This is a genomic window from Streptomyces sp. S.PNR 29, assembly GCF_030386795.1.
Classification (GTDB): domain Bacteria; phylum Actinomycetota; class Actinomycetes; order Streptomycetales; family Streptomycetaceae; genus Streptomyces.
The window spans coordinates 164661-186905 of sequence record NZ_JANUQM010000003.1 but is presented as its reverse complement, the minus strand read 5'-3'; the positions used below and the strand labels follow the sequence as shown (position 1 = coordinate 186905).

Here is a 22245-nt window from a genome sequence, read left to right as displayed (position 1 = left end):
CGGATTCATCGTGTCGGCCAGGTCAGCAGTGCACGGCCACCGTGACGGCGAATCCGATGACGCTCTGCTGCACACCGCTGGCGGCGGTGACGCTCGCCTTCTCCTCCAGGAACTGCTGCAGTTCCTCCTCACTGAGGCCGGAGATCTCCGCGAAGGACAGGTCGACGTCCTGAAGGTTCGCGTTCGCCGCGTCGTCGGCCTTGATCTGCTGGACCAGGTTCTCGATATCGGTTTCCGAAACCGATGCGGTCACCACGTCTTCTTCGTTCTTCTCCATTACTCCCTCATTCCGCTTCGGAGTGCGGGAATACGCACTCCCGGCCAGCATGCCGTCCGGCCTTATGGGCGTCCAGACAAAGGGTGGTGACTCTATTGGGCACCAAATTCCCGCCGGTGCAGGGCATAGTTCCGTATCGGCGCCACAAGAATTCGGATAAGGTGCGCCCGACGCCGATCAGGCGGGGCGCGGACCTTCGGAGCGCCTGTTCCCCGCCGGTTTCCGCGGATCGGCCAGCAGGTCGCCGACCAGTTGCCTGATGTCCCTCGGGCAACCGTGCCGGATCTGTTCGGCGAGGGCCCTCGCCACCCGTGTGCCGTCCAGCAGGGATCGCACCAGCTCGGCCCCCTCCTCCACGGCCATCCGCCCGAGCCGGATGGACAGCGGGTCGAAGTGCGCCTGTACGGCGGCCAGTCGCCGCCGGCTGGTGACGGCCACCGCGCAGTCGCCCGGCCCGGGCAGCATCGGGACGACCTGATCGGTGTCCACCACGCCGTCGAGCACGATCAGCGTCCTGGTCCCGTGGACGAGTGAGCGGAACAGGGCGGCCACCTCGTCCGGCTCCCCCGGGATCCGGTGGGCCTCGATGCCGAGGGCCTGAACGAATCCCCGCAGCACCACCGCGGGTTCGACGCGGCGTTCGCCGTTGCCCAGGTCGGCGAAGAGCGTGCCGTCGGCGAACTCTTCGGCGTGCTCGGCGGCCCAGCGCAGCACCAGTGCCGTCTTGCCGATGCCCGCCGGGCCGTGCACGGCCAGAACGGGCACGCCCGGCCGGGCGGTGTGGCGGGCGCGCAGCCAGGCCCGGGCGTCGGCCAGTTCCGTCTCCCTGCCGATGAAGTGCGCGGGAGGGGCCGGCAGTTGCCGGGGCCGTGGCCAGGGCCTGCGCGCCAGCTGCGCCCGGTGCACGAGGGCCGCGAGGGCGCTGTCCGGGCCCAGCGCGTCGCAGCATCGCTTGGCCAGCTCAGGCGTCAGCGACTTGTGTCCGCTCTCCACCTTGCTCAGATAGGTGTGGCTGTAGTGCGTCCGCCTGGCCAGTTCCCGCAGCGTCACCTTCCGTCTCAGGCGTGCACTGCGCAGTTCGGCTCCCAACGGCCTGTCGTGACCGTTCTCCTGCCCTCCGGGCATCCGCTGAGGTCGTCCGGGCGTGTGGGCATGAGCGTGCAAAGGCTTCTCCCCGTGTGAAGGCATCGACTCCTGTCGACGCTTGTCGCGCAAACGGCTCGGACGCCGTCTCGCCTTTTGGCTGTGCGGTGAGGTGAGGAGCGTGCGACGACCGAAGAGGGCCGAGGCGACGGGATGATCTGCCGCTTCCTTCGAGGAATTCCCCATTCCGCCCTGCTGGGCCGTCGAGCGGTCGGCGTGGCGAGCACGGAATCGGCCGGCACCACGGGCATCCGACACTCCGTCGGCCCAGGTATAGCCACTCGCGGATTGTTCGCGTTCGGGGCACTGGTGCCGAACAAACAAACCCTGAAAAAATACGGCGGCGCCGTCGTGTGAGGTTCGGCGGTGACGGGAGCGACGGGGGAGGTGCGGTGGATGCCGCGCAGAGAGCGCCCGCTGGAGGCGGGAGAAGGACCCTTATGGGAGTTCGCGGCGGGGCTGCGGAAGCTGCGGCAGAAGGCAGGCAATCCGCCGTACCGGAGCCTCGCCGAGCGAGCGCACTACTCGATTTCCACGCTGTCCTCCGCGGCCTCCGGGCAACGGCTCCCGACGCTGGCGGTGACACTGGCGTACGTCCGTGCCTGCGAGGGGGACGTCGAGGAGTGGGAGCGCCGCTGGCGGGCGGTGGCCGAGCGGGACGAGGGCGATGCCGGGCCCGAGGAGGCGTCCGCCGAGGGCTCTCCGTACGTGGGGCTGCGGCCGCTTCGGGAGCAGGACGCGCAGTGGTTCTTCGGCCGGGAGGACCTGGTCGACGAGTTGGCCGACCGCTTGCGGCGACAGCGGTTCGTGATGGTGACCGGGGCTTCCGGATCGGGCAAGTCCTCACTGTTGCGGGCGGGGCTGGTGCCGCGGCTGCGGACCTCGGCGACGGTGGTGGTGCTGACGCCGGGGCCGAGGCCGCTTGAGGAGTGCGCGGTGCGCCTGGGAGGGATGGCGGGGGCCACCCCGGGCGGTCTGTACCGGGAACTGAAGGAGGATCCGAGGAACCTGGGCCGCCTGCTGCGGCAGATCGCCGAGCGCTCGGGAGCCGGCGACGGTGACGCGGTCCTGATCGTCGACCAGTTCGAGGAGACCTTTACCCTGTGCCGGGACGATGCCGAGCGGGACCGCTTCGTCGAGACGCTGGTCACTGCCGCTTCGGCCGACTCCGGCCGATGCCGGGTGGTCCTGGGCGTGCGGGCCGACTTCTACACCCACTGCGTCCGCAACAGCTTCCTGGTGGAGGCGATGCGCGACGCGCAGGTGCCGGTCGGGCCGATGAGCCTCGACGGGCTGCGCCGGGTGGTGGTCGAGCCGGCCCGGCGGGCGGGACTGACGGTCGAGAGCGCGCTGCTGGCGACGCTGACCGCGCAGGCGCACGGCCAGGCCGCGGTGCTGCCGCTCGTGTCACACGCCCTGCTCCAGACCTGGCGGCGACGGCGCGGCAACGCGCTCACGCTGGACGCGTTCCAGGCGGCGGGCGGGCTGGAAAGCGCCCTGGCCCGCACCGCCGAGGAGTTCTACCACCGGCTGGAAGCCGGACAGCGGGAGTCGGCCCGGCGCGTGTTCGTACGGCTGACCGCGCCGGGCGACGGCACGGAGGACACCCGTCGCCCGGCCCCCCGGGCTGAGCTGGACGGACTCGACGGTGCCGGCGACGGCCATGTCCGCACCGTACTGGAGCGTGCGGCCGCGGCGCGGCTGCTCACGCTCGACCGGGAGCGGGTGGAACTGGCCCACGAGGCGCTGATCCGGTGCTGGCCCCGGCTGAGCGGCTGGCTGGCCGAGGACCGCGAGGCCGCACGGACCCTGCGCCGGCTCACCGACGCCGCGCACACCTGGGAGGCGCTGGGGCGGGATCCCGGGGCACTGTACCGAGGCACCCACCTGGACATGGCGGCGGCGCTCGACCGCGCCGCACTGTCCGGACAGGAACGGCGCTTCCTCCTCGCCAGCCTGGCCGCCCGGACGGCCGAGCGACAGGCGGCGCGGCGCCACGGGCAGCTCAAGCGCGGAGCCGTGGCGCTGCTGAGCGTGCTGCTCGTGCTGGCGAGCCTGACCGCGTTCCTCGCCGTGCGGGCCCAGCGAGCGGCGGACCTCCAGCGTGACGCCGCCAGCTCGCAGCGGGCCGCCGACAAGGCCGCGGGACTCAGGACGCTCAATCCGCCGCTGGCCGCTCAGCTGGCGCTGGCCGCCTACCGCCTGTCACCCACCGAGGCGGCGCGCGGCAGCGTCCTCAGCATGTTCGCCACTCCGTACGCCACGGTGCTGGGAGGTCACACCGCGGCGGTCCTGACGACGGCCGCCGCCCCCGACGGCCGGATCTGGGTGACCGGCGGCGCGGACCGGACGGTGCGGCTGTTCAGCGCACAGGATCCCCACCACCCTCGCGAGTCGAGCGCGTCCGTGCGGTTGGCGGGGCCGGTACGCGCGGTGGCCGTCAGCGCCGAGGGCCGTCTGCTGGCCGCGGGCGACGAGAACGGCACGGTGGCGGTGTGGGACATCGAGGACGAGCGGCACCCCCGGTTGTCGACGCGTCTGCCGGCCGAGGCCGGACCGGTGGTCGCCCTGGGGTTCGGCCCGGGCGGACGCACCCTGGCGACCGTCACCCGGAACGGCATCCGGCTGTGGCAGCTGGCGACCCCCCGGCAGCCGCGCACGCTCACCGTGCGGCACATGACCGCCGGGGTGACCGCGGCCGCGTTCACCCGGGACGGCCGGACGCTGGCGACGGCCCACGCTGATCGGACCCTGCGCCTGTGGCGGACGGCCGGGCCGCACGGCAAGGTGCACGAGCTGTCGGCGGTGGACGCGCCCGGTGGCGAGGTGAAGGCCGTGGCGTTCGCCCCGGACGGCCGCCGACTGGCGACCGGGGGAACCGACTTCGCGGTACGGCTGTGGGACGTCGGCGGCCCGCGCGACGCTCGCCTGCGGAAGGTGCTCAAGGGGCACACCGACGCGGTCAACGCGGTGGGGTTCAGCCCCGACGGCCGCACGCTGGCCACCGGCAGCACCGACGCCACCGTCCGCAGGTGGGAGGTGAGCGGTCCGGGCCCCGCCCGTGCGCTGCCCGTTCTCACCGGCCATACCGGCAGTGTCGTGTCCGTGGCCTTCGGTCCCGACGGCCGCAGCCTGGCCACCGGCAGCGAGGACCGGACGACCCGCCTGTGGGACCTGCCCGACCCGGCCCTGACCGGCCACACCAGCTCGCTCTACTCGATCGCCTTCAGCCCGGACGGCCGCCTCCTGGCCAGCGGAAGCTACGACCGGACCGTGCGCCTGTGGAACAGGGCGGACATGCGGTCTCCCCGGCGCTCGGTCCTGCTCACCGGCCATACCGGCCCCGTCAACTCGGTGGCCTTCCACCCGGACGGCCGCACCCTGGCCAGTGGCAGCGCCGACGGCACGCTGCGGTTGTGGAGCCTGACGGCAGGACGGCGTCCCGCACCGCTGACGGCCGTTCCCTGTCGTATCGGACACGTCAACGCCGTGGCGTTCGCCCCCGACGGCCGGACCCTGGCCACCGGTGGCGAACGGGGCGCGGTACGGCTGTGGGACACGACGGACGTACGCCGCCCCCGGCCGCTGGCCGAGATACCGGGGCCCGGTGCCGTGGACTCGGTGGCGTTCTCCCCGGACGGCCGCACGCTGGCCGTGGCCGGACGCGACCGTACGGCGGTGCTGTGGAACGTCACCGGCCGCCGCCACCCGACCCGGCGGGCCGTCCTCACCGGGCACACCGGCGAGGTGAAGAGCGTCGCGTTCGCCCCCGACGGCCGTGCCCTGGCCACGGGCAGCGAGGACCGCACCGTCCGTGTGTGGAGTCTCGCCGGTCCGGGGCGTCCCGTCCTGCGGGACCGGTTCACCGGGTACACCGATGGCGTCATGTCCGTCGCCTTCGCACCCGGGGGGCGCATGCTCGCGGCCGCCAGTTCGGATCACACCGTGCGGCTGTACGACGTGGGCGGCGAGGACTCCCGGGAACTGGCCGTTCTGGTGGGCCACACCAAGCCCGTGGACACCCTCGCCTTCAGCCCCGACGGCCGGACCCTGGCCACCGGGAGCGAGGACTGGACGGCGCTGCTGTGGGACCCCGACGTGCAGCGCGTCGCCGCACGGATCTGCCGTGCCGCCCCGCGCTCCGTCACCCGCGCCGAATGGCGTCAGTACTTCCCTCAGCACAGGTACCGGCCGCCGTGCTGACGGAGACGGCGTGGATCACCTGTTCTTGCCGCCGCTGGGCTGGCCGGACGTCTGCCGGCTGTTGTCGGCGCCGGAGCCGGCGGAGTTGTCGGTACCCGAGTCGCCGGCACCGGCGTTGCCGGTACCGGCGTTGCCGCTGCCGGAGTTGCCGCTGCCGGCCGTACCGGTGTTCGAGTTGTCGTTGCCCGTGCCGCCGGTGCCGTTGTCGCCCGGATCGGCCGTTTCGCCACTCTTGCCGGAGCTGCTCCTGTCCTTCGCCCGCGCCAGCTGTTCGGTGCAGTACGCGGCGACCTTTTCCTCGCCGCCCGCCGCCTCGATGAGCCGCTGCCAGGCCGTGGCGTCCAGGGCCTGGCCCCGGTCGTCGACCTGCTCGTAGGCGCGGCATTGGGCCTCGGTGTCCTGGGCCGTGGACGGGCGGTCCGGCCCCGCCTCGGCGCCGGACGCCGTGGTGGAGGGCTCCGGGGTGTGCCGAGTGGGGGCACTCGCCGAGGACTGCGGGGCCTTGTGGTCGTCGCCGGGGCCGGCCGAGCCCGCCGCGCCGATCGCCGCGAACGCGGCGCCGCCGAGGGTGAGGCTTGCGGCGAGCACGGAGAGGGTGACCTTCAGCGGGCGTCCCGCGCGCCGCTGTTCCCGGGGGCGCCAGTCGTCCCGGCGGCGGGCGCGTGACGTCCGGTGGGCTCCCGCGTCCCGGGCGGCCCGGAACGCGGCCACGGCCCGCTGCTCGGCCTCGGCGTCGATGCGGTCCGCGCGCACGGCGGCGGCGAGCAACGCCTCCAGCCCGGCGGTGTCGATCGTCGTGCGGTGGCCGGACACGGCGCCGTGACGGTGCACACGCCGACGGCCCCCGGGCCTGCCGTCGCTCTGCCGTTCACCCATGTCCGCTTCCGTTCCTGTCCGTTCCGTTGGGCGTGCCCGCCCGGTTCGACCTGCCGGGCCTGACGGCCCTGCCTGCCCCATGTGCCGTCCCGGATCCTCGGCGCCTGTCCGATACGCAGCGCCCGCCCGACCCGTTCAGCCCGACCAACCCGTCCAGCCCGCCGGATCTGCCGGACCGGCCCGGCCGGGGTGTCCCGTCAACAGCCCCGCAGGGCCCGCTCAGCCCGACAGCCCCAACGCACGCGCCGGGCCCGACCAGCCCACCGGACGAGCCGAATCTGCCTGGCCCGCCTGGCACGACCAGCCCGCCGGACCGACCCAACCCGATCCGCCCAACCGAGCCACCGGACCCGCCGGATCCACCGGACCCGCCCAGCCGGAGCGACCCGGCCAGCCCGCCGGACGTGTTCAGCCCGGCCGGCCCGCCAGACTCACCGGACCGACCCAACCCGATCCGCCCGACCGAGCCACCGGACCGGCCAGATCCACCGGACCGGCCCGACCGAACCGTCCCGACGAACCCTCCGGACCCGTTCAGCCCGACCAACCCAACCGGACCACCGGACCGGCCAGGCCCACCGGACCAGCCCGACCGAACCGACCCGACGAACCCGCAGAGCGCGTTCGGCCCGGCCGTCTCTGCCGGCGTGTCCGGCACGGTCACCCGGGCTGGGCCATCGGATCCACCCGACTCGACCGTCCGGTCCGCCCGGCCCTTCGGCCGCCTGAGCGTCCCGGCCGTCCCGCCGACCGGTCCGTCAGCCGCATCGGCCGGCTCCGGCCAGCCCGCCCGAACCGCCCGGCCCCGTGGCCCTTCGCCGACGCTGTTCACCTCGACTCACCCAGCGTTCGGGACGCCTCATCCGTCACACCTTCGACGCCCAGCTGTCTGGCCAGGCGCTTCAGACCCCGGTACGCGGCCGTGCGGACCGCGCCCGGACGCTTGCCGAGCACGCGTGCGGCGCTGGGGCCGTCGAGGCCGACGACGACGCGCAGCAGCACGGCCTCCGCCTGGTCGCGGGGCAGCCCGCGGACCAGGTCCAGGGCGTACTCGGTGGACATGGCCTCCAGCGCCTGGTCATGGGTGCTGTGCGGGCCGGGCAGGTCCAGTACGTCCTGCTCCAGCGCCGCCGACCGGGGCCGTACCTTCTGGCGGCGCAGATGGTCCAGCGCCCGGTGCCGGGCGATGGTGGCCGTCCAGCCGCGGAAGCCGGCGCCGTCCCCCTTGAACCGCCCGAGGTCCCGGGCGATCTCCAGCCAGGCGTCGGAGGCCACGTCCTCGGCGTCGTCACCGACCAGCCCGCGCAGATAGCCGAGCAGGCCCGGCTGCACGATCCGGTACGCGACCGCGAAGGCGGCCTCGTCACCTTCCTGGGCCCGCGCCACGGCAGCGCCCAAATCGCCGTCGTACGCCTGTACGCGGCGGGGTTCCCCTGCGTGGCCCAAGAACCGTCCTCGTCCGTACCGAGTTCACCGCGAGCTCGCTGAGCCCGCACCGTGGGACACGTCCGGCCGTGCCCACGTCCCCCACGGTCAACAGCGCCAGAACTCACCGAAGTGTCACTGTCACCTCAGCGCACGCGAGTCCGCCCAGTGCACAGCCGCCTCATGCGACGGCCCGCCGGGCCCGCCCGTGCAGGGTCAGGTAGAAGGTCTGCAGCGACTCCTCGGGCCCGCCGACCTCGAAGCGGTTGAGGACCTTGCCCAGCGGGTTCCAGACCCGGCCGTCCGGCATCCGCACCCCGGCCGACTGCCCGAAGTAGGCCCGCTGGTCGGCGTCGAAGTCCACCCACACCGCCCCCGCACGGCGCACGAGCACCTCACCGACGTACGCACCGAGCCCGAGCAGCGTGCCGCCGGCCCGCTCCCGGTCGGCGCCGCCCTTGCGCAGGCCGTCGATCAGGAAGTCGACGACGCGCAGGCTGGCCACGGAGAAGTCGAGCGGCAGCCGGTTGCGGGCGGTGACACGGGCGACGAACGCCGTCGCGCACGTCCGCATCTCGTGTGCGCTCGGCACACGCACCTTCACCTCGTCCATCCCGGGCCCCACCCCTTCGCTCGTCCGGAGGAGACCTCCGCACGGCTCCCCCCGGCTCACCCAGCGCATGAGATGTCACGGACATCACTGGTCACGGAAGTGGTGATTGCCACACAGCAAAGTCACTGACGCCATACAACCTTTTCCGATTTCGCACGTCAGGGACGGCGTACGCCGCCGACCAGGCGTGACGTTCAGCCGGACTCGTGCGCTGTCTTCAAGTGGCACCCGTGATCTGTGGTGCTTCCGTGTTCACTTTCTAGGGGTGGGACAGTTGAGTCCTCGCAGGACGCGTGCGTACAAACCGCTCAGTCTGAAGAGACGGGCGTGGCTGACGGCGGGGGCCGTCGTCCTGAGCGCCGCCGGCGTCGTCACGTACGCGATGGCGGATCCGTCCGCGCAGCCCGACGGCAACGGCCAGAGCCGCAAGCCGTCGATCCACACGCTGAAGCTGCAGAGCAAGGGCGGCGGCCGCAAGGGCCTGGCCAAGCAGGACACCGACCGCTTCAGCGCGGTGCTGCTGACCTGGGACGACCCCGATGCCGACGTCAAGGGCACGCCCGAGGTGCGGTCCCGGGACCTGAAGACCGGCAAGTGGTCCGGCTGGCAGAAGCTGGCCGTCGACCCCAGCCAGGCCGACGGCGCGGAGGGCGAGCGGGCGGCACTGCGCGGCGGCACGGAGTCGATGTGGACCGGGGACGCCGACGGCGTCGAGGTGCGCCTCGTGAACGCGGACGGCACCGAGGCGGGCGGCCAGCCGGCCGGCCTGGACGTCAAGCTGCTCGATCCGGGCACCGACCCCAAGGGCACCCCCTCCTCCGCCGGCCTGGACCCGGCCGCGTTCGCGGAGGAGACCACGGCCCCGGCGACGGACTCCCCCACACCGACGGACCCCCCGGCACCGACGGACTCCCCGGCCCCGACGGACACGGCCACGGACACCGCCACGCCGACCGGCACGCCCGGCGACACGGCGAGCGCCTCCCCGTCGGCCTCGGACTCCCCGACGGCCTCCCCCTCCCCGTCCTCCACCGTTCCCGAGCCCCGGCCCTCGACGGTCGTCAAGCCGCCGATCATCACGCAGGCCGAGTGGGGCGCGTCCACGGACTACGACGGCACGCCGAACTACGGCACCGAGATCAAGGCCGCCGTCATCCACCACACCGGCATGGACAGCGACAACACCCTGTCCTGCGCCCAGTCCCGCGCCCGGATGCGCTCCATCCAGCAGGAGCACTTCGCCCGCGGCTACTACGACATCGGCTACAACTTCGTCGTCGACAGGTGCGGCGAGATCTTCGAGGGCCGCAGCGGCGGCATGGACCTGCCGGTGGTCGGCGCCCACGACGTCGGCTTCAACACCAACACCGTCGGCATCTCGTACATCGGCAACTTCGAGACCGCCCAGCCGAGCCGTGCCGCCCTCGACGCGATCGCGCGGATCGTGGCGTGGAAGTTCGGCATGTACGGCATCGACCCGACCGGCAAGGTGACGCTGACCTCCGGCAGCCCGAAGGGCCAGGACGGCAACCTCGTCGAGAAGGGCACGTCGATCACGCTCCCGCGGGTCTTCGGTCACCGTGACACCAACGCCACGGCCTGCCCCGGCAAGAACCTCTACCCGAAGCTCTCCCTGATCGCCCAGCTCGCCAAGGCGCCGGGCGTCTCGCACGCCCTCGCCACCTCGGACTTCAACCGGGACGGGGTGAGCGACCTGGTCGCGGGCACCCCCAGGGCGAACCGCGTGACGGTGGTCCCCGGCAGCATCGACGGACCCGCCCCCGCGTCGAAGATCACGCTCACCCAGAGCAGCCCCGGCGTCCCCGGCTCCTCCGAGACCGGTGACGAGTTCGGCGCCTCCAGCGCCTGGGGCGACGTCAACGGCGACGGCTACGCCGACCTCGCGATCGGCTCCCCCGGCGAGGACGACACCAGCGGCAACGCCGACCGCGGCCAGGTCACGGTGATGTACGGCCCGGCCCTCACCACCGGCTTCTCGTACACCACGTCGGGCGTCACGGCGGCCGGGGCGAAGCTCGGCTCGACGGTCACCGTCGGCGACTTCAACGGCGACGGCAAGGCGGACGTGTTCTCGGCCGGCACCGGCAAGGGCGGCAACTGGAACGTCCGGCTGGACAGCGGCACGTACCAGTACGGCACGCTGACCACGGCCACGGGTTCGGTGGCGTACCTGGACGCGGCGACCGGCGACTTCAACCGGGACGGCTACGCGGACGTCGCCCTCAACTACCGCGACACCGGTGGCATCGGCCGCGTGGTCCGGTTCGCGGGCTCGGCGAGCGGCCTGACCAAGGCCGGCGTCATCTCCGTCAAGGGCGGCCGCTCCATCGCCGCGGGTGACGTCAACGGCAACGGCTACGACGACATCGTGATCGGCCAGCCCGTCGCCTCCGAGTCCGGTGGCATCTCGGGCGGCCAGATCACCATGGTCCCGGGCACGTCGACGGGCTTCACCACCACCGGCATGACGACGATCCACCAGGACACGGCGTACGTCCCCGGCGGCAACGAGTCCGGTGACGCCCTCGGCACCTCGGTCTCGGTCGGCGACTACAACGCCGACGGCTACGCGGACGTCCTCGCGGGCGCCCCGGGCGAGGACCTGTCCCGCAGCGGCGTGAACTACGCCGACGCGGGTGACGCGATCCTGGTCAAGGGCACCGCGTCCGGCCTCACCGGCTCCGGTTCGGTGGCCGTCTCGCAGGACACCTCGGGCGTCCCCGGCACCGCGGAGGCCGGCGACCGCCTCGGCTCCTCGGTGTCGCTCACGGACCTGTCCGGCTACGGCCGCGCCGACCTCACCTTCGGCGCCGACGGCGAGGACGGCACGGACGGCATCCTCCTGCACCTGCCGAGCAACAGCACGGGCCTCGGCTACTCCGACGCCGTGATCTACAGCAAGACCACGCTGGGAACGCCGACGGACGGCCGCCTGGGCCAGACGCTGACGCCGTAGTCCCGATCCGGCGGAAGCACGTGAGGGGGCCGCGGTCTCGCGGCCCCCTCAGTCGTTTTTCGTCCCCCCCCCCGTCAGCCGCGCAGCGCCCGGTCCACTTCCAGTCGGCTCGCCAGGTCCAGGCCGCTGTGCCCGCCGGGGTTGCGGAAGCTGAGTTCACCCTCGCAGGTCCAGGCGCCGTCGCTGCCCGTGAACCACTCGGGCTCCCCCCACATGGTGCCGCCCTCGGCGAGGAGCCGGGCGAGATCCTCGGGGTCACCGGTGGCCCCGACCTCGCGCAGGGCCCCGGCGAACTGCTCGGCGGCCCGGTCCGTATGGCGTCCGTCGGCGTACATGGGTGCGAGGAGCAGCATCCGCCGGGCCCGCTCCAGCGGACCGGCGCCCGCGTTCGCGAGGGCCTCCAACTCGTCCCAGGATATTCCGGGACCCATGAAATGCCCTTCGACCGCCGCGATGCGAATGCAGTCCTTGCCCTGCCCGGGGTCGACGACGTAGTCGGTACCGTCGTCCTCCGGGTAGTTGCGGAAGACGACGACCACGCTCCGCCCGCCGAATGCGGGAATCCGGAATGTGGGCCAGGCGCCCTCGGCCCGCATTTCCTGGTGCACCTGAACTGCGGAATCCTCCTCCCCCTCGAAGACGGCGAACACCAGGTCTTCGTCCTCGGTGCCCTGCGACAGGAAATAGGCTGCCCAGAAGCCTTCCAAGGCCAGGAACGGCGTTCCGTCCACCAGGTGGATACCGCCTTCCGGTTCGACGCCGAACCGCTTGTACCCCTGAAGCTGCTGCACGCTCATGTCTTTCCCTTTCCGCTCCGTACCATTGCGCCCCGTGCCAGAACGGCACACGGCCGCACCGGTGGCTCCGGTGCGGCCGTATGACATTGCCGAAATACGCTGGGCGGAGCGCTACTCCGCCAGCCCCATTCCGCGGAGCTCATTGAGTTCGGACAGCACCTGACCGAAGCTCTTCGAACGCCGTGGGGCCACGGCGACGATCGAGTCCCAGGGACTCACCTCGAACCGGCCGGCAGCGATACCCGCATACACCGGCAGATCCGACAGGTTCACCCCTGAGAAACTCTCCCGCCGCAGCAGGAACTGCGTCTCCTCGTCCCGGCGAATCAGTTCGCCCGGTACGTAGTAGAAGTCCGCGTCACTGAATTTCGCCTCTCTGATGTCGAGCGCCCATTCCACTTCCTGATAGGCGACCCGCATGGCAGCCACGAAGCTCTCCCGCACCTCTTCCGGCAGGGCATCGTTGGGAGGAGTGGTCACCACTCTCCCGATGTTCCCGCGCAGGGTGACGCGGTCGAAGACGCACGCCTCCAGGAGTAGCCCCCCGGCAATCGAGAGGTCCTCTACAAGTACATCTCGGAAGAGAACACCGTGTGCACCGCAGTTGTCCACTTTGCACCGCCGGGCCTCGACGCCCTGGACCACGAACCCGAAACCAGGGTCGTCGAACTGGGCGAGGGTCGAACCCACACACGTGCAGCGGGTGAGACCGACGTCCCCCAGGACTCTGGGTCCCCCGATGATCTTCTGAGACCGGAAGGTGGCCGCATTCACCTGTTCCATGAATGACATGCTGCCACCTCAGCCGAAGATGTCATCGACATAGCTGTCGGACACCGTCGGGTAGTCCAGAATCTGCTCTCGGCTGTCGATGTAGTCACGCCGGAGATGCTCCGAGATTGAAGTGGCACTGGCACCCGTGACATCGATATTCACCACATTGGTGCCGTCCTGAATGGTGAAGTCGGGAACCGACTGACCGGGAGCGGACGTACCCATGTGCCGGATGTTCGGGTCCGCGAGCACAGCGGGGTTGTTCGCCGCGGCCTTCTCGATGTCACTGCCGATGAACATCCTCTTGAGGAAGGGGAGCTTCTTACCGGCGGCGATCTGCCCCGCACTGAGTCGGGACTTCACCGTGCTCGCGGGCCGCGCAGCGGCCTGGGCCACGGCGTCCTTGAGCCGGTTGTAGCTGGCCTTGCCCGCGTCAGTCTTGCAGACCTCGGCGGGATCGTCGTTGTGGACGAGAACCGACCAGCCGCCGGCCACCACGAAGAACGTGTGCTGGCCGTCCACGGAAAGGTTGCGGACCCGCTGGCTGTGATGGACGTCGTCGATCGCGGTGATCTGGACCCAGGTGCCGGCTGCGGTCTGCAGCCACATGCCCGGTTCGAGGTCACCGGCATCGGCCCACCTACCGTAGTCGGGCAGCCAGAACGGGTGGTTGGCCGTGGCCGTGATCTTGCTGGGCTTGGCCTTGCCGTCCTTGCCGTCGGGGTCGACGGTCAGCGTGACCAGGTGCTTGACGCCGTCACCGGTGATGGTGTCGGTGACCGGGCGGGCCTGAAGGTTGCCGGTCTCCGGGTCGGAAGCCAGAACCAGGTCGCCCGTCTTGACGTCCTCGATGGCCTTGGTCGAGCCGTCGGCCATCAGCACCTTGGTGCCGGGGACGAAGCTGTTCTTCTTCGTCGGCTTCTTGCACTGACCGGCCTTGTTCTTCGGCTTCTTCTGCTTGGGCTTGGCATGCTTCGGCTTGCTGCTCTTTGCCTTGCTCGCCTTCGCGCCCTTGGACGCCTTGCTGCCTCCCTTGACCGCGTCGACCGCCTTCGCGCCCTTCTTGGCGTACTTGGCAGCGGTCGCCGCCATTCCCACGCCCGGGATGGCTGCCGACAGCGACAGCGCCGCGTCCGTGTAGTTGCCCTCGGCCGCGTACCAGATGCCGTTGGCGACGTCCGCCGCCTCACCGATCACCGGCACCATGCCCGCCACGTCGAGGGCCGCGTGGCCCACGTCGGACAGCGAGATGTCGAGGCCGAAGAGGTGGCCGTCGAGCTCCACGAAGGAGATCGGGTTGCCGCCCGCGAACGCGTACCGGTTGCCCGTGTACGGGTCCGTGGCCAGGGCCATGTCGTCGGCGGCGCCGCCGTACATGTCCCGGGTCAGGAAGCGGTTCAGGCCCGGGTCGTAGTTCCGGAAGCCCATGTCGTAGGTGCCGGAACCGTCGTCGTACCGCTGGGCGTTGTAGCGGTAGGCGTTGTACTGCTCCTTGTCGGGGTTGGCGGAGTCCGGCTTGTCAGCGCCCGTGAACTGCTTCTCGTCGTCCGAGCCGTACGCCGTGTAGCCGTAGGTCGCACGCGTGGTGCCGCTGTCCCTGGTGATGGCCTCCACGTCACCCTTGGGGTGGTAGAGGAACTGCGAGTACTCCTTCGTGCCGTCGGTGTTGTGCTTGATCTGGGTCAGCTTCTGGCCCCACGGCGAGTACTGGTAGGACTTGGTCGCCTTGCCGGCGACCTCCTCCCGCAGCACCTTGTCCTCCATGCCCAGGTAGGTGAAGAGCGTGGTCTTGCCGTTGGTCCCGGACGTGGTCTCCTCGGCCGTGCGGTCGAAGGCGTCGTACTTGTAGGTCGTCGTCTTCGCCGACGTGCCGCTGCCCGCCGTGTGCTTGGCGATGCGGTCGAAGCCGTCGTACGTGTACTTCTCCAGCGTCGAGCCGTTGGAGGACACCGTGTCCAGGCGCCCCAGCGGGTCGTAGTTGTACGTCGACGCGATGCCCGCCGCCGTCGTCTTCAGCAGCCGGTTGCGGTCGTACGTCGACGTCGTCTTCACGCCGCCGACCGTCTGCTCGACGATGTTGGAGTTGCCGTCGTAGAAGTACTCCTCGGTGCCCGCCGCGTCGCCGGTCTTGGTGACCTTCTGGATGCGGTCCTGCGGGTCGTAGTCGAACGTCGAGACGGTGTTCAGGTACGCCGCCGAGTTGTCGGCGTTCATGACCTTCGCGGTGTCCTTGGAGCGGTTCCCGTTCGGGTCGTACTCCAGGTCGTGCTGGGCCACGACCGTGCCGGCCGACGTCTTCTCGACCTGCTGCTTGACCGCGCCGTTGAGCCAGTACGCGTAGTCGACCGTGTTGCCGTTCGGCTTGGTCTGCTTCAGCGGCTGGCCGCGGTCGGTGTAGGTGAACGTGGTGATCTGCTGGTTGCCCGCCGTCGGCGAGTCCGCGTTGGTGATCTTGTTGACCATGTCGCGGATGTCGTACTCCGCCTTCGACCACGTCACGTCGTGGGTGGTGGTCAGCGGGTTGCCGTTGGCGTCGTAGGTCAGCGCGGTCGTGTTCCTGACCGTGCTGCCCAGCTTCTCCTCGACCTTCGACAGCTGGTCGAGTTCGTCGTAGGACATCGTGTACGTGTCGGCCTTGGCCCCGGGCGAGAGGTCGTTGACCTCCGACAGCAGGCTGTTGGCGTCGTACTTGTACGTGAAGTCCTTGCGCTCGTTGTCGGTCTCCCCGGTGTTGGAGCGCACCAGCTTGACCGTGTCGGCGACCACCGTGCCGTTCGCCGCGTCGGTCAGGGTGACCTTCTGCGTACCGGACTCGGTGAAGCTGTACGAGCCGAGCGAGATCCAGGTGTCCGACCCCGTGGACTGGTCGACCGTCTTGGTCACCGAGCCCGTGGAGTGGGTGATCTGGAACTTCGCGTCGGTGGCCGCGCCGGTCACGTCACCGTGCCGGACGAAGACCTCGTACGTGCCGTCCTGCGGGATGTTCAGCTGCCAGGTGAAGCTGTCGGCGCCCGTCCCCGCCCCGTTGGTCCGGACGTCGTAGCCCCACTGGCCCATGGCCTGGGAGGGGCTCCAGCTGCCCTGGGAGGCGGTGTTGTTGACGTCGGACGAGTCGACGACCACGACCTGGTTGCCCACCGGAATGCCGTCGTCGCTGCGCGCCTTCTGGTTGCCGGACGGGTAGAAGTCCCACGTCATCGTCCGCTGCGAGGAGCCGCCGGCGGAGATGAGCGTGTTCTTCGTCTGCTGGCCGAGGACGTTGTAGTCGTACTTCGTCGTGATGCCGAAGGGGTCCGTGGCCGTCCTGGTCCAGCCGTTGTCGTAGTAGCTGTAGGTGGTGTCGTTACGGACCGTCTGGCCCTGCGACGGCGGTGCCGAGACCCGCTCCAGCTGGCCGACCGAGTCGTAGAAGTAGTACGTCCGGTCGGGGCTGTTGTAGCGGACGTCGTCCTTGTCGAACGGCGACAGCTGCTCCTTGACCCGGTTCAGCTCGTCGTAGACCGTCTCGGTGATGTAGTCCGTCGTGTCGTCGGTGGTGGCGACGCCGCGCGGGCTGATCTCCTTGGTCTGGTTGCCGACCTCGTCGTACTCGAACTGGGTCGTGCGGTAGGTGATGGTGCCGGAGGCGTCCTTGGAGTACGGGACCTTGACCTGCTTGGTCAGACCGCGCCGGTCGTAGGTCGTCTCCGTGGTGTTGCCCTCGGCGTCGGTGGCCTGGTCGGTCCGGCCGTCGAGGTCGTAGTGGACGGTGGTGAACTTGCCCGCCGCGTCCGTCGTCTTCACGACCCGGTGGTTCAGGTCGTAGTCGAACTTCGTGGTGTAGTCGTCGGGGTCGGCGGTGGCGTTCTTCCTGGGGTCGACGACCTTGACCAGGTTGCCGACGTTGTCGTAGACGCTGGTGATCGTGTCGCCCTTGGCGTTGACCACCGAGACGGGCTGGTAGATCTCGTCGTAGGAGTAGGTGGTCGTGTAGTCGCCGACCGTGGTGGTCAGCGCGCCCTTGGGCTCGGTGACCGTCTTGACGTTGCCGACCTTGTCGTACGTCGTGACGGTGCGGCGCTCCGGGTCGGTGCTCACGTCCTTGGGTGTGAGCACGTCGGTGACCTGGTCGGCCGCGTCGTACACCGAGCTGGTCTCGGCGCCGTTCGGCGCGTACGCCTTCGTGATGTTGTTGTTGGCGTCGTAGACCGGGGCCGGAGTGGTGATGAACTCGCCCGCGGACTGGTCCTTGGGCTCCTTCTTCTCCAGCGGGCGGCCGAAGTAGTCATAGGCCTGGGTGACCTTGGCGCCCTTGGCGTTGACGACCTCGGTGGTGTTGCCGCGCTCGTCGTAGGTGAAGACCGTGGTCGACTGCTTGGCGTCCGTGATCTTCGTCGGGTAGCCGTGTGCGCCGTACTCGGCGTACAGGGTGGCGTTGCCGTTGGCGTCGGTGTCCTTCTTCGGCTGGCCGTACGCGTCGTACTCGGTCGTCGACATGTAGTCGCCGGCCGTGGCGGACGCGACGCCCTCCGGGTCGGTCACGGACGTCTGGTTGCCGAACTGGTCGTAGCCGAACTCCCAGATGTTGCCCAGCGGGGAGGTCTTGCGCCACAGGTCGGCGGAGTAGCCGTCGAGCCGGGTCTGGTACTCGTACTTGGTGGCGTTGGCCGGGTACTTCGCCGGGTCGCAGTAGTCGGTCTGGTTGAACGACGTCCACGACTTGGTGACCTCGGCGTCCCACTGGCGCAGCGGGTAGCCGGTCTTCGGGTCGTAGCAGTACGCCGTCTTGGACCCGTTGGCCTCCTCCAGGTACGTGACGTTGTTGTCGGCGTCCCAGGCCAGCTTGGTGGTCTGCGCCTTGGCGTTGGTGAGCTGCACCGGGCGCGCGAAGTCGTCGGTGACGTGGGTCGTGACGTGGTTCTCCGCGTCGGTGACCTTGGTGTCGACGAACTTCGTGTTGGAGGTGTTCGGCGCGTAGGCGAACGTCGTCGGGTAGCCCAGCCGGTCGGTGATCGTCTTGTTCCACCAGTGGAACTTGGGGTCGTCACCGGTCTGCGGCGCGTAGTACGCCAGGTCGGTCGCGTTGCCCCGGGGGTCGGTGGCCTTGACGAGCTTGACGTTCTTGTTGCCCTGCGTGGCGTCGTAGGTGAACTTGAAGACCTTCGGCTGGCTCGCCGACTCGCCGTCGATCACCTGGCCGAGCAGGCCCTTGTCGGTGTAGTAGAACGTCAGCTTGCGACCCGAGATGTCCGTGATGGACTTGACGTGGTCGTAGATCTTGGAGTTGGTGAGGTTGGTGCCGCTGACCTTCGCGCCCGTGTCGTTGATGTACGAGTAGGTCGCGTCGCCCTTCTTGTAGTAGTCGATCGTCAGCGACTGCCGGCCGGCCGGGTCCGTGATGTACGTCAGGAACTTGGTCGGCTTGTTGTTGGACTTGCGCTCCTCGTACGTGAACGTCTGCGTGTTGCCGTCGTTGTCGACCGCCGACGTCATGTAGCCGTCGCAGCCGAACAGGAACCGCGTGCCGTCCGGGCGGGTGAGCGTCCAGGCGTCCGGGATCGGGTCCTTGGCCGGGGTGCAGTCCAGGTTGGCCTTCGGCGTCAGCTTGAAGTGCACGCCCGCCGGGGCCTTCCACGTGCCGTCCGCCTGCTTGCGGAAGACGTGCGTGGTGCCGTCGCCGTCCGGGAGCTTGATCTCGGTCGGGTTCGGGTTGGGGTGGAAGTCCAGCGGTGCGCCGAGCCGGGTGGGACCGGAGATCTGCGCGGACCAGCCGTGGCCGAGGACGGTGTCACTGGTGTCCAGCGAGTTGTAGGCGATCCGGGCGAAGGTGTTCAGACCGCGGCCCGGGTTGTTGATCGCGTTGTACTGCCAGACGCTGTTGCCGGAGGCCACGTTCGTCATCAGCGACGAGCCGGCACCGGTGTTCTTGCCCGCGTAGGAGTAGAACTTCTCCAGGCCGAGCGTGTTGGAGGTCGGGTCCTCCACCGCCACGTTCTGCTTCAGCGGCGGAATGCCGCCCGTGCCCGCCGACAGCCAGCTGCCGTCGGAGACCTTGCGGATGTCCCAGCCGAGCACGTACTCGGTGCGCTTGCTGCCCGAGTCCGAGTTGATCGGCGTCTTGACCTGCGCCTGGACGGTCGCGGACTTGCCCGGCAGCAGCGCCGGGATCGCCGTGGCGACCTGATTGCCGCCGGTGGTGACGTCCGTGCCGTCGGGCAGCTTCCAGGTGTACGACAGCTCGCGCTCGCCGGCCGCCCAGGCGGTCGCCGTGGTGTTGGTGACCGTGAACTCCACCGTGTAGGTCGAGTTGGGGGTCATTCGGGCGGGGGTTCCCGGGGCGTAGTACGTGTCCTCGGTGGTCGAGTCGACGTAGATGACCTGGATGTAGGGGCGCAGCTGCGGGTCGGCGGCCTCGGCCGACAGGAACAGGGTGTGCTCCTTGGGGCCGGTGGACGACTCGTCCTTCAGCCGGACCGCGACGCCCTTGTTGGAGGTCGGGGTCTTGACCCAGGTCTGGGTGAGTCCGGTGGCGTCCCACCAGTGGCGGCCGACGTCGGAGACGCTGGCGACCGTGTCGGAGACGGTGGCGGACAGGTCACCGCCGGCCGTGGTCCACGCGGTGGTGGAGTTGGCCTTGTTCCAGGTGGCCGTCGCCTCGTCGAAGGCCCGGTTCAGGCCGTGCAGTTCGTAGATCGCGCCGTCGGAGCCGGTGGTGGTCTCCGCGCCCCACATGTACATCTTCGAGTCCAGGACCGTGGCGGTGCTGGGGATCGAGCTGGTGGGGAACTGCAGCAGCGCCCGTGTCCTGCCGTAGGTCGGTGAGTCGTTGCCGACCTCCAGCCAGGTCTGCGAGGTGCCCGTGACCGGTTCGGTCAGGCCGTTGCCGTAGTTGGTGTCCGGCTTGGTGGAGGAGACCGTGGTATCGGTGACGCCGCTCTGCGCGCCCTGGATGATCTTCATCGTCCGGCCGGCCTTGGGGATGCCCACGGTGCGGGTGGGCGAGCCGAGCAGCTGCCCGTCCTTGGTCTTCACGGCCAGCTGGTAGAAGTACGACTTGCCGATCTCGTTCGCCGAGGAGTCCGGGGTCGGTACGGCGGTGGTGTCGGTGTAGGTCGTCGCCGACTTGTCGATCGGCGCGATCAGGGTGGCCGCCGAGGGGGTGAACGCCTGCTGCGTGGAGCGGTGCAGCTGGTACTCGACGATGTCCAGGCCCGGGTCGCCGGAGGTGTTGCTGTACGCCTTCCACGACAGCTCGGGGCCCGTGGAGTGGACGACGGTCGGCGAGTTGAGGGTCGTGCCGACCTTGCCGTACGTCACCGTCAGCCGCGGGATGCTCGACGTCTCGCCGCCGTACGCGCCGTCACCCGACTCGTAGCGGGGACCGCCCACCGGCGCGGAGGTCGAGGTGTCGTTCTGGGACTGGATGACGAAGCCGTAGTTCGTCGCCGTGCCCGAGACCCACTTCTGGACGGTGTCGGTGACGGCGAACTTGTGCCACTGGTTGTGCTCGCCCTTGTTCTTGACGATCTGCGCCGGGTTCACCAGGCGCAGCGCGTCGGCGATGTTCTTCGTGGTCGAGCTGCCGGTGTCACCGAGGACGATCTTGCCCGTGGTGCCCTTCTTGAAGTAGTACTGCGTACTGCTCAGGGCCTTCCACGCGGCGGTCGTGCCGGACTGGTTGACCGTGGCGTTGGCGGTGCCGTCCCGGTGCGTGATCGTGTACGGGGCGGCCGTCGCGCCGTCCGAGGCGGGCGGGAAGCGCCCCTCGATCCGGTACGAGGCCTCCTCGTTGATCTTCGGCTGCCAGGTGTACGTCTCGCCGGTCGCGGTGTTCTTGTTGTACGCGTAGTCGTCGTTGACCGCGGCGCCGCCGGTCGTCGTGGCGCGCGGCCACTCGCCGACCGCCGCGGTTCCGGTGTCGCCGTCGTCGATCTGGACGGTGGTGCCGGACAGCTCACCGACCAGGCCGGAGGTGTTGTTCCAGGTCGCGCCGGTCTCGGTCCAGGAGCCGGTGGCCCGGTGGACCTCCATGGTGACGTCGTTGGCCTCCCCGGCGTGCACCTGGTCGAAGTACATCTCCAGGCGGGCCGAGTCGATCGTCGTCCCGGAGGGGATCTCGTTGAGCGGGAAGTAGATCAGCGACCGGGAGATGCCGCCGGTGTCGGTCCTGCCCGCGGAAAGCTTCCAGCTGGTGGCGTAGTTGGTCGTCGGGTTCTCCGACAGGACCATGGTGTCCTGGGCGCTGGAGGGGGTCGGCGCGATGGTGATCGTGGGGTCGATCTTCACCGGGTACTGGCGGTCCTTGGCGGCCAGCCACTTCGCCGAGGGGGTGACGGTGAGCTTCCAGCTCTTGCCGTCGCGGGTGAGCTTCTGCTTGACGGCGGTGGAGTAGGTGCCGCCGGTCGGTGAGCCGGGGACCTTCTTGGCGTCCGTCATGTAGGGCGCCGGGATCACCATGACCGGGGTGTTCGGCAGTTCGCCGTACAGCTCGATCGCGCCGTCCTTGCGCGCCTTCGGCGTCAGCCCGTCGGTGTCCAGGGTGAACGTGTAGCTGACCGGGCCTGAGGGGGGCTCGGTGAGGACGATGTTCTCCTTGACCTGCCCGCGGCCGACCTTGTATTCGAGGTCGGCGCCGCCGACGGCGTCCTCGTAGGTGACGGTGGCGCCCTTGGCGACGGGCTTCAGCGGGCGGTCGGCGCCGGCCAGGCCGAGCGTGACCGCGCGGCCGTCGGGTGCCTTGAAGCGCACGAGCTTGTCGCTGCGGTCACCGAACCAGCTGCGGCCGGAGTTGGTGGTGTTGGCGAACTCGTAGCCCTTGGCCCGGCTTTTGCCCACCGATGTGTCGATGGTCTTCCAGGTCTTGCCGTCCTTGTACGACAGCGGCTCGGCCGACAGTTCGGCCTCGATCCGGCCGTCGGACAGCTGCCAGTAGCGGGCCGTCGCCGTGCGCTTGGACTTCAGCTCCTTGACCCGCTTGGCGGGCGGCAGCGCCTTGCCCTTCGGCAGCTTCTGCCGGCTGGGTATCTCCAGTTTGCCGCCGACCGGCGGCTTGGCGTCGTCCTCGTCGTCGCTGAACCAGCCCGCGATCGTGTCGATGACGCCCTTGTCGTCACCGTCCGACGCGGCGGCGGGGGCGGCGTAGGCGAGCTGCGGCAGTGCTGTGGTCACCACCGCTGAAACC

The 22245-nt window shown here is 70.0% G+C and carries 10 protein-coding genes; 2 read left to right on the top strand and 8 right to left on the bottom strand.

Annotated features, from left to right (window positions below):
* Nucleotides 1-22: 22 nt before the first annotated feature.
* Both tvaA and NW895_RS09675 read right to left on the bottom strand, forming a co-directional pair.
* The gene (tvaA, locus tag NW895_RS09680; RefSeq protein ID WP_289934973.1) at nucleotides 23-277 is read right to left on the bottom strand and encodes a thioviridamide family RiPP peptide; all 255 of its coding nucleotides are present in this window, start codon (nucleotides 275-277) and stop codon (nucleotides 23-25) included.
* Between the two features lie 177 nt (nucleotides 278-454).
* Complete coding sequence (locus NW895_RS09675) at nucleotides 455-1402, bottom strand: helix-turn-helix domain-containing protein (protein WP_289934972.1); 948 nt, start codon at nucleotides 1400-1402, stop codon at nucleotides 455-457.
* A gap of 414 nt (nucleotides 1403-1816) precedes the next feature.
* On the opposite strand from NW895_RS09675, the gene NW895_RS09670 reads away from it, so the two are divergent.
* Nucleotides 1817-5623, top strand: a complete 3807-nt coding sequence (locus NW895_RS09670; protein ID WP_289934971.1) for an XRE family transcriptional regulator — start codon at nucleotides 1817-1819, stop codon at nucleotides 5621-5623.
* Nucleotides 5624-5638: 15 nt separating this feature from the next.
* On the opposite strand, the gene NW895_RS09665 is transcribed toward NW895_RS09670, so the two are convergent.
* From NW895_RS09665 to NW895_RS09655, 3 genes are all read right to left on the bottom strand, one after another.
* Nucleotides 5639-6499: a pentapeptide repeat-containing protein gene (locus NW895_RS09665; protein WP_289934970.1), complete on the bottom strand. Its 861-nt coding sequence runs from the start codon at nucleotides 6497-6499 to the stop codon at nucleotides 5639-5641.
* A gap of 828 nt (nucleotides 6500-7327) precedes the next feature.
* Nucleotides 7328-7945, bottom strand: a complete 618-nt coding sequence (locus tag NW895_RS09660; protein WP_289934969.1) for an RNA polymerase sigma factor — start codon at nucleotides 7943-7945, stop codon at nucleotides 7328-7330.
* A 160-nt stretch (nucleotides 7946-8105) separates the two neighbouring features.
* Nucleotides 8106-8537 (bottom strand): hypothetical protein, encoded by a 432-nt coding sequence (locus tag NW895_RS09655; protein ID WP_289934968.1) that lies wholly within the window; start codon nucleotides 8535-8537, stop codon nucleotides 8106-8108.
* A gap of 382 nt (nucleotides 8538-8919) precedes the next feature.
* On the opposite strand from NW895_RS09655, the gene NW895_RS09650 reads away from it, so the two are divergent.
* On the top strand, nucleotides 8920-11514 hold the full coding sequence (locus tag NW895_RS09650; RefSeq protein WP_289935505.1) for an FG-GAP-like repeat-containing protein: 2595 nt from the start codon (nucleotides 8920-8922) through the stop codon (nucleotides 11512-11514).
* Between the two features lie 74 nt (nucleotides 11515-11588).
* Here NW895_RS09650 and NW895_RS09645 read toward each other — a convergent pair whose 3' ends face one another.
* The 3 genes from NW895_RS09645 to NW895_RS09635 all read right to left on the bottom strand — a co-directional run bounded on the left by NW895_RS09645 (nucleotide 11589) and on the right by NW895_RS09635 (nucleotide 22235).
* On the bottom strand, nucleotides 11589-12311 hold the full coding sequence (locus NW895_RS09645) for a hypothetical protein (protein ID WP_289934967.1): 723 nt from the start codon (nucleotides 12309-12311) through the stop codon (nucleotides 11589-11591).
* 111 nt (nucleotides 12312-12422) lie between these two features.
* Nucleotides 12423-13103 (bottom strand): hypothetical protein, encoded by a 681-nt coding sequence (locus tag NW895_RS09640; RefSeq protein ID WP_289934966.1) that lies wholly within the window; start codon nucleotides 13101-13103, stop codon nucleotides 12423-12425.
* Nucleotides 13104-13112: 9 nt separating this feature from the next.
* Nucleotides 13113-22235: a DNRLRE domain-containing protein gene (locus NW895_RS09635; protein ID WP_354670079.1), complete on the bottom strand. Its 9123-nt coding sequence runs from the start codon at nucleotides 22233-22235 to the stop codon at nucleotides 13113-13115.
* Between the last annotated feature and the right edge of the window lie 10 nt (nucleotides 22236-22245).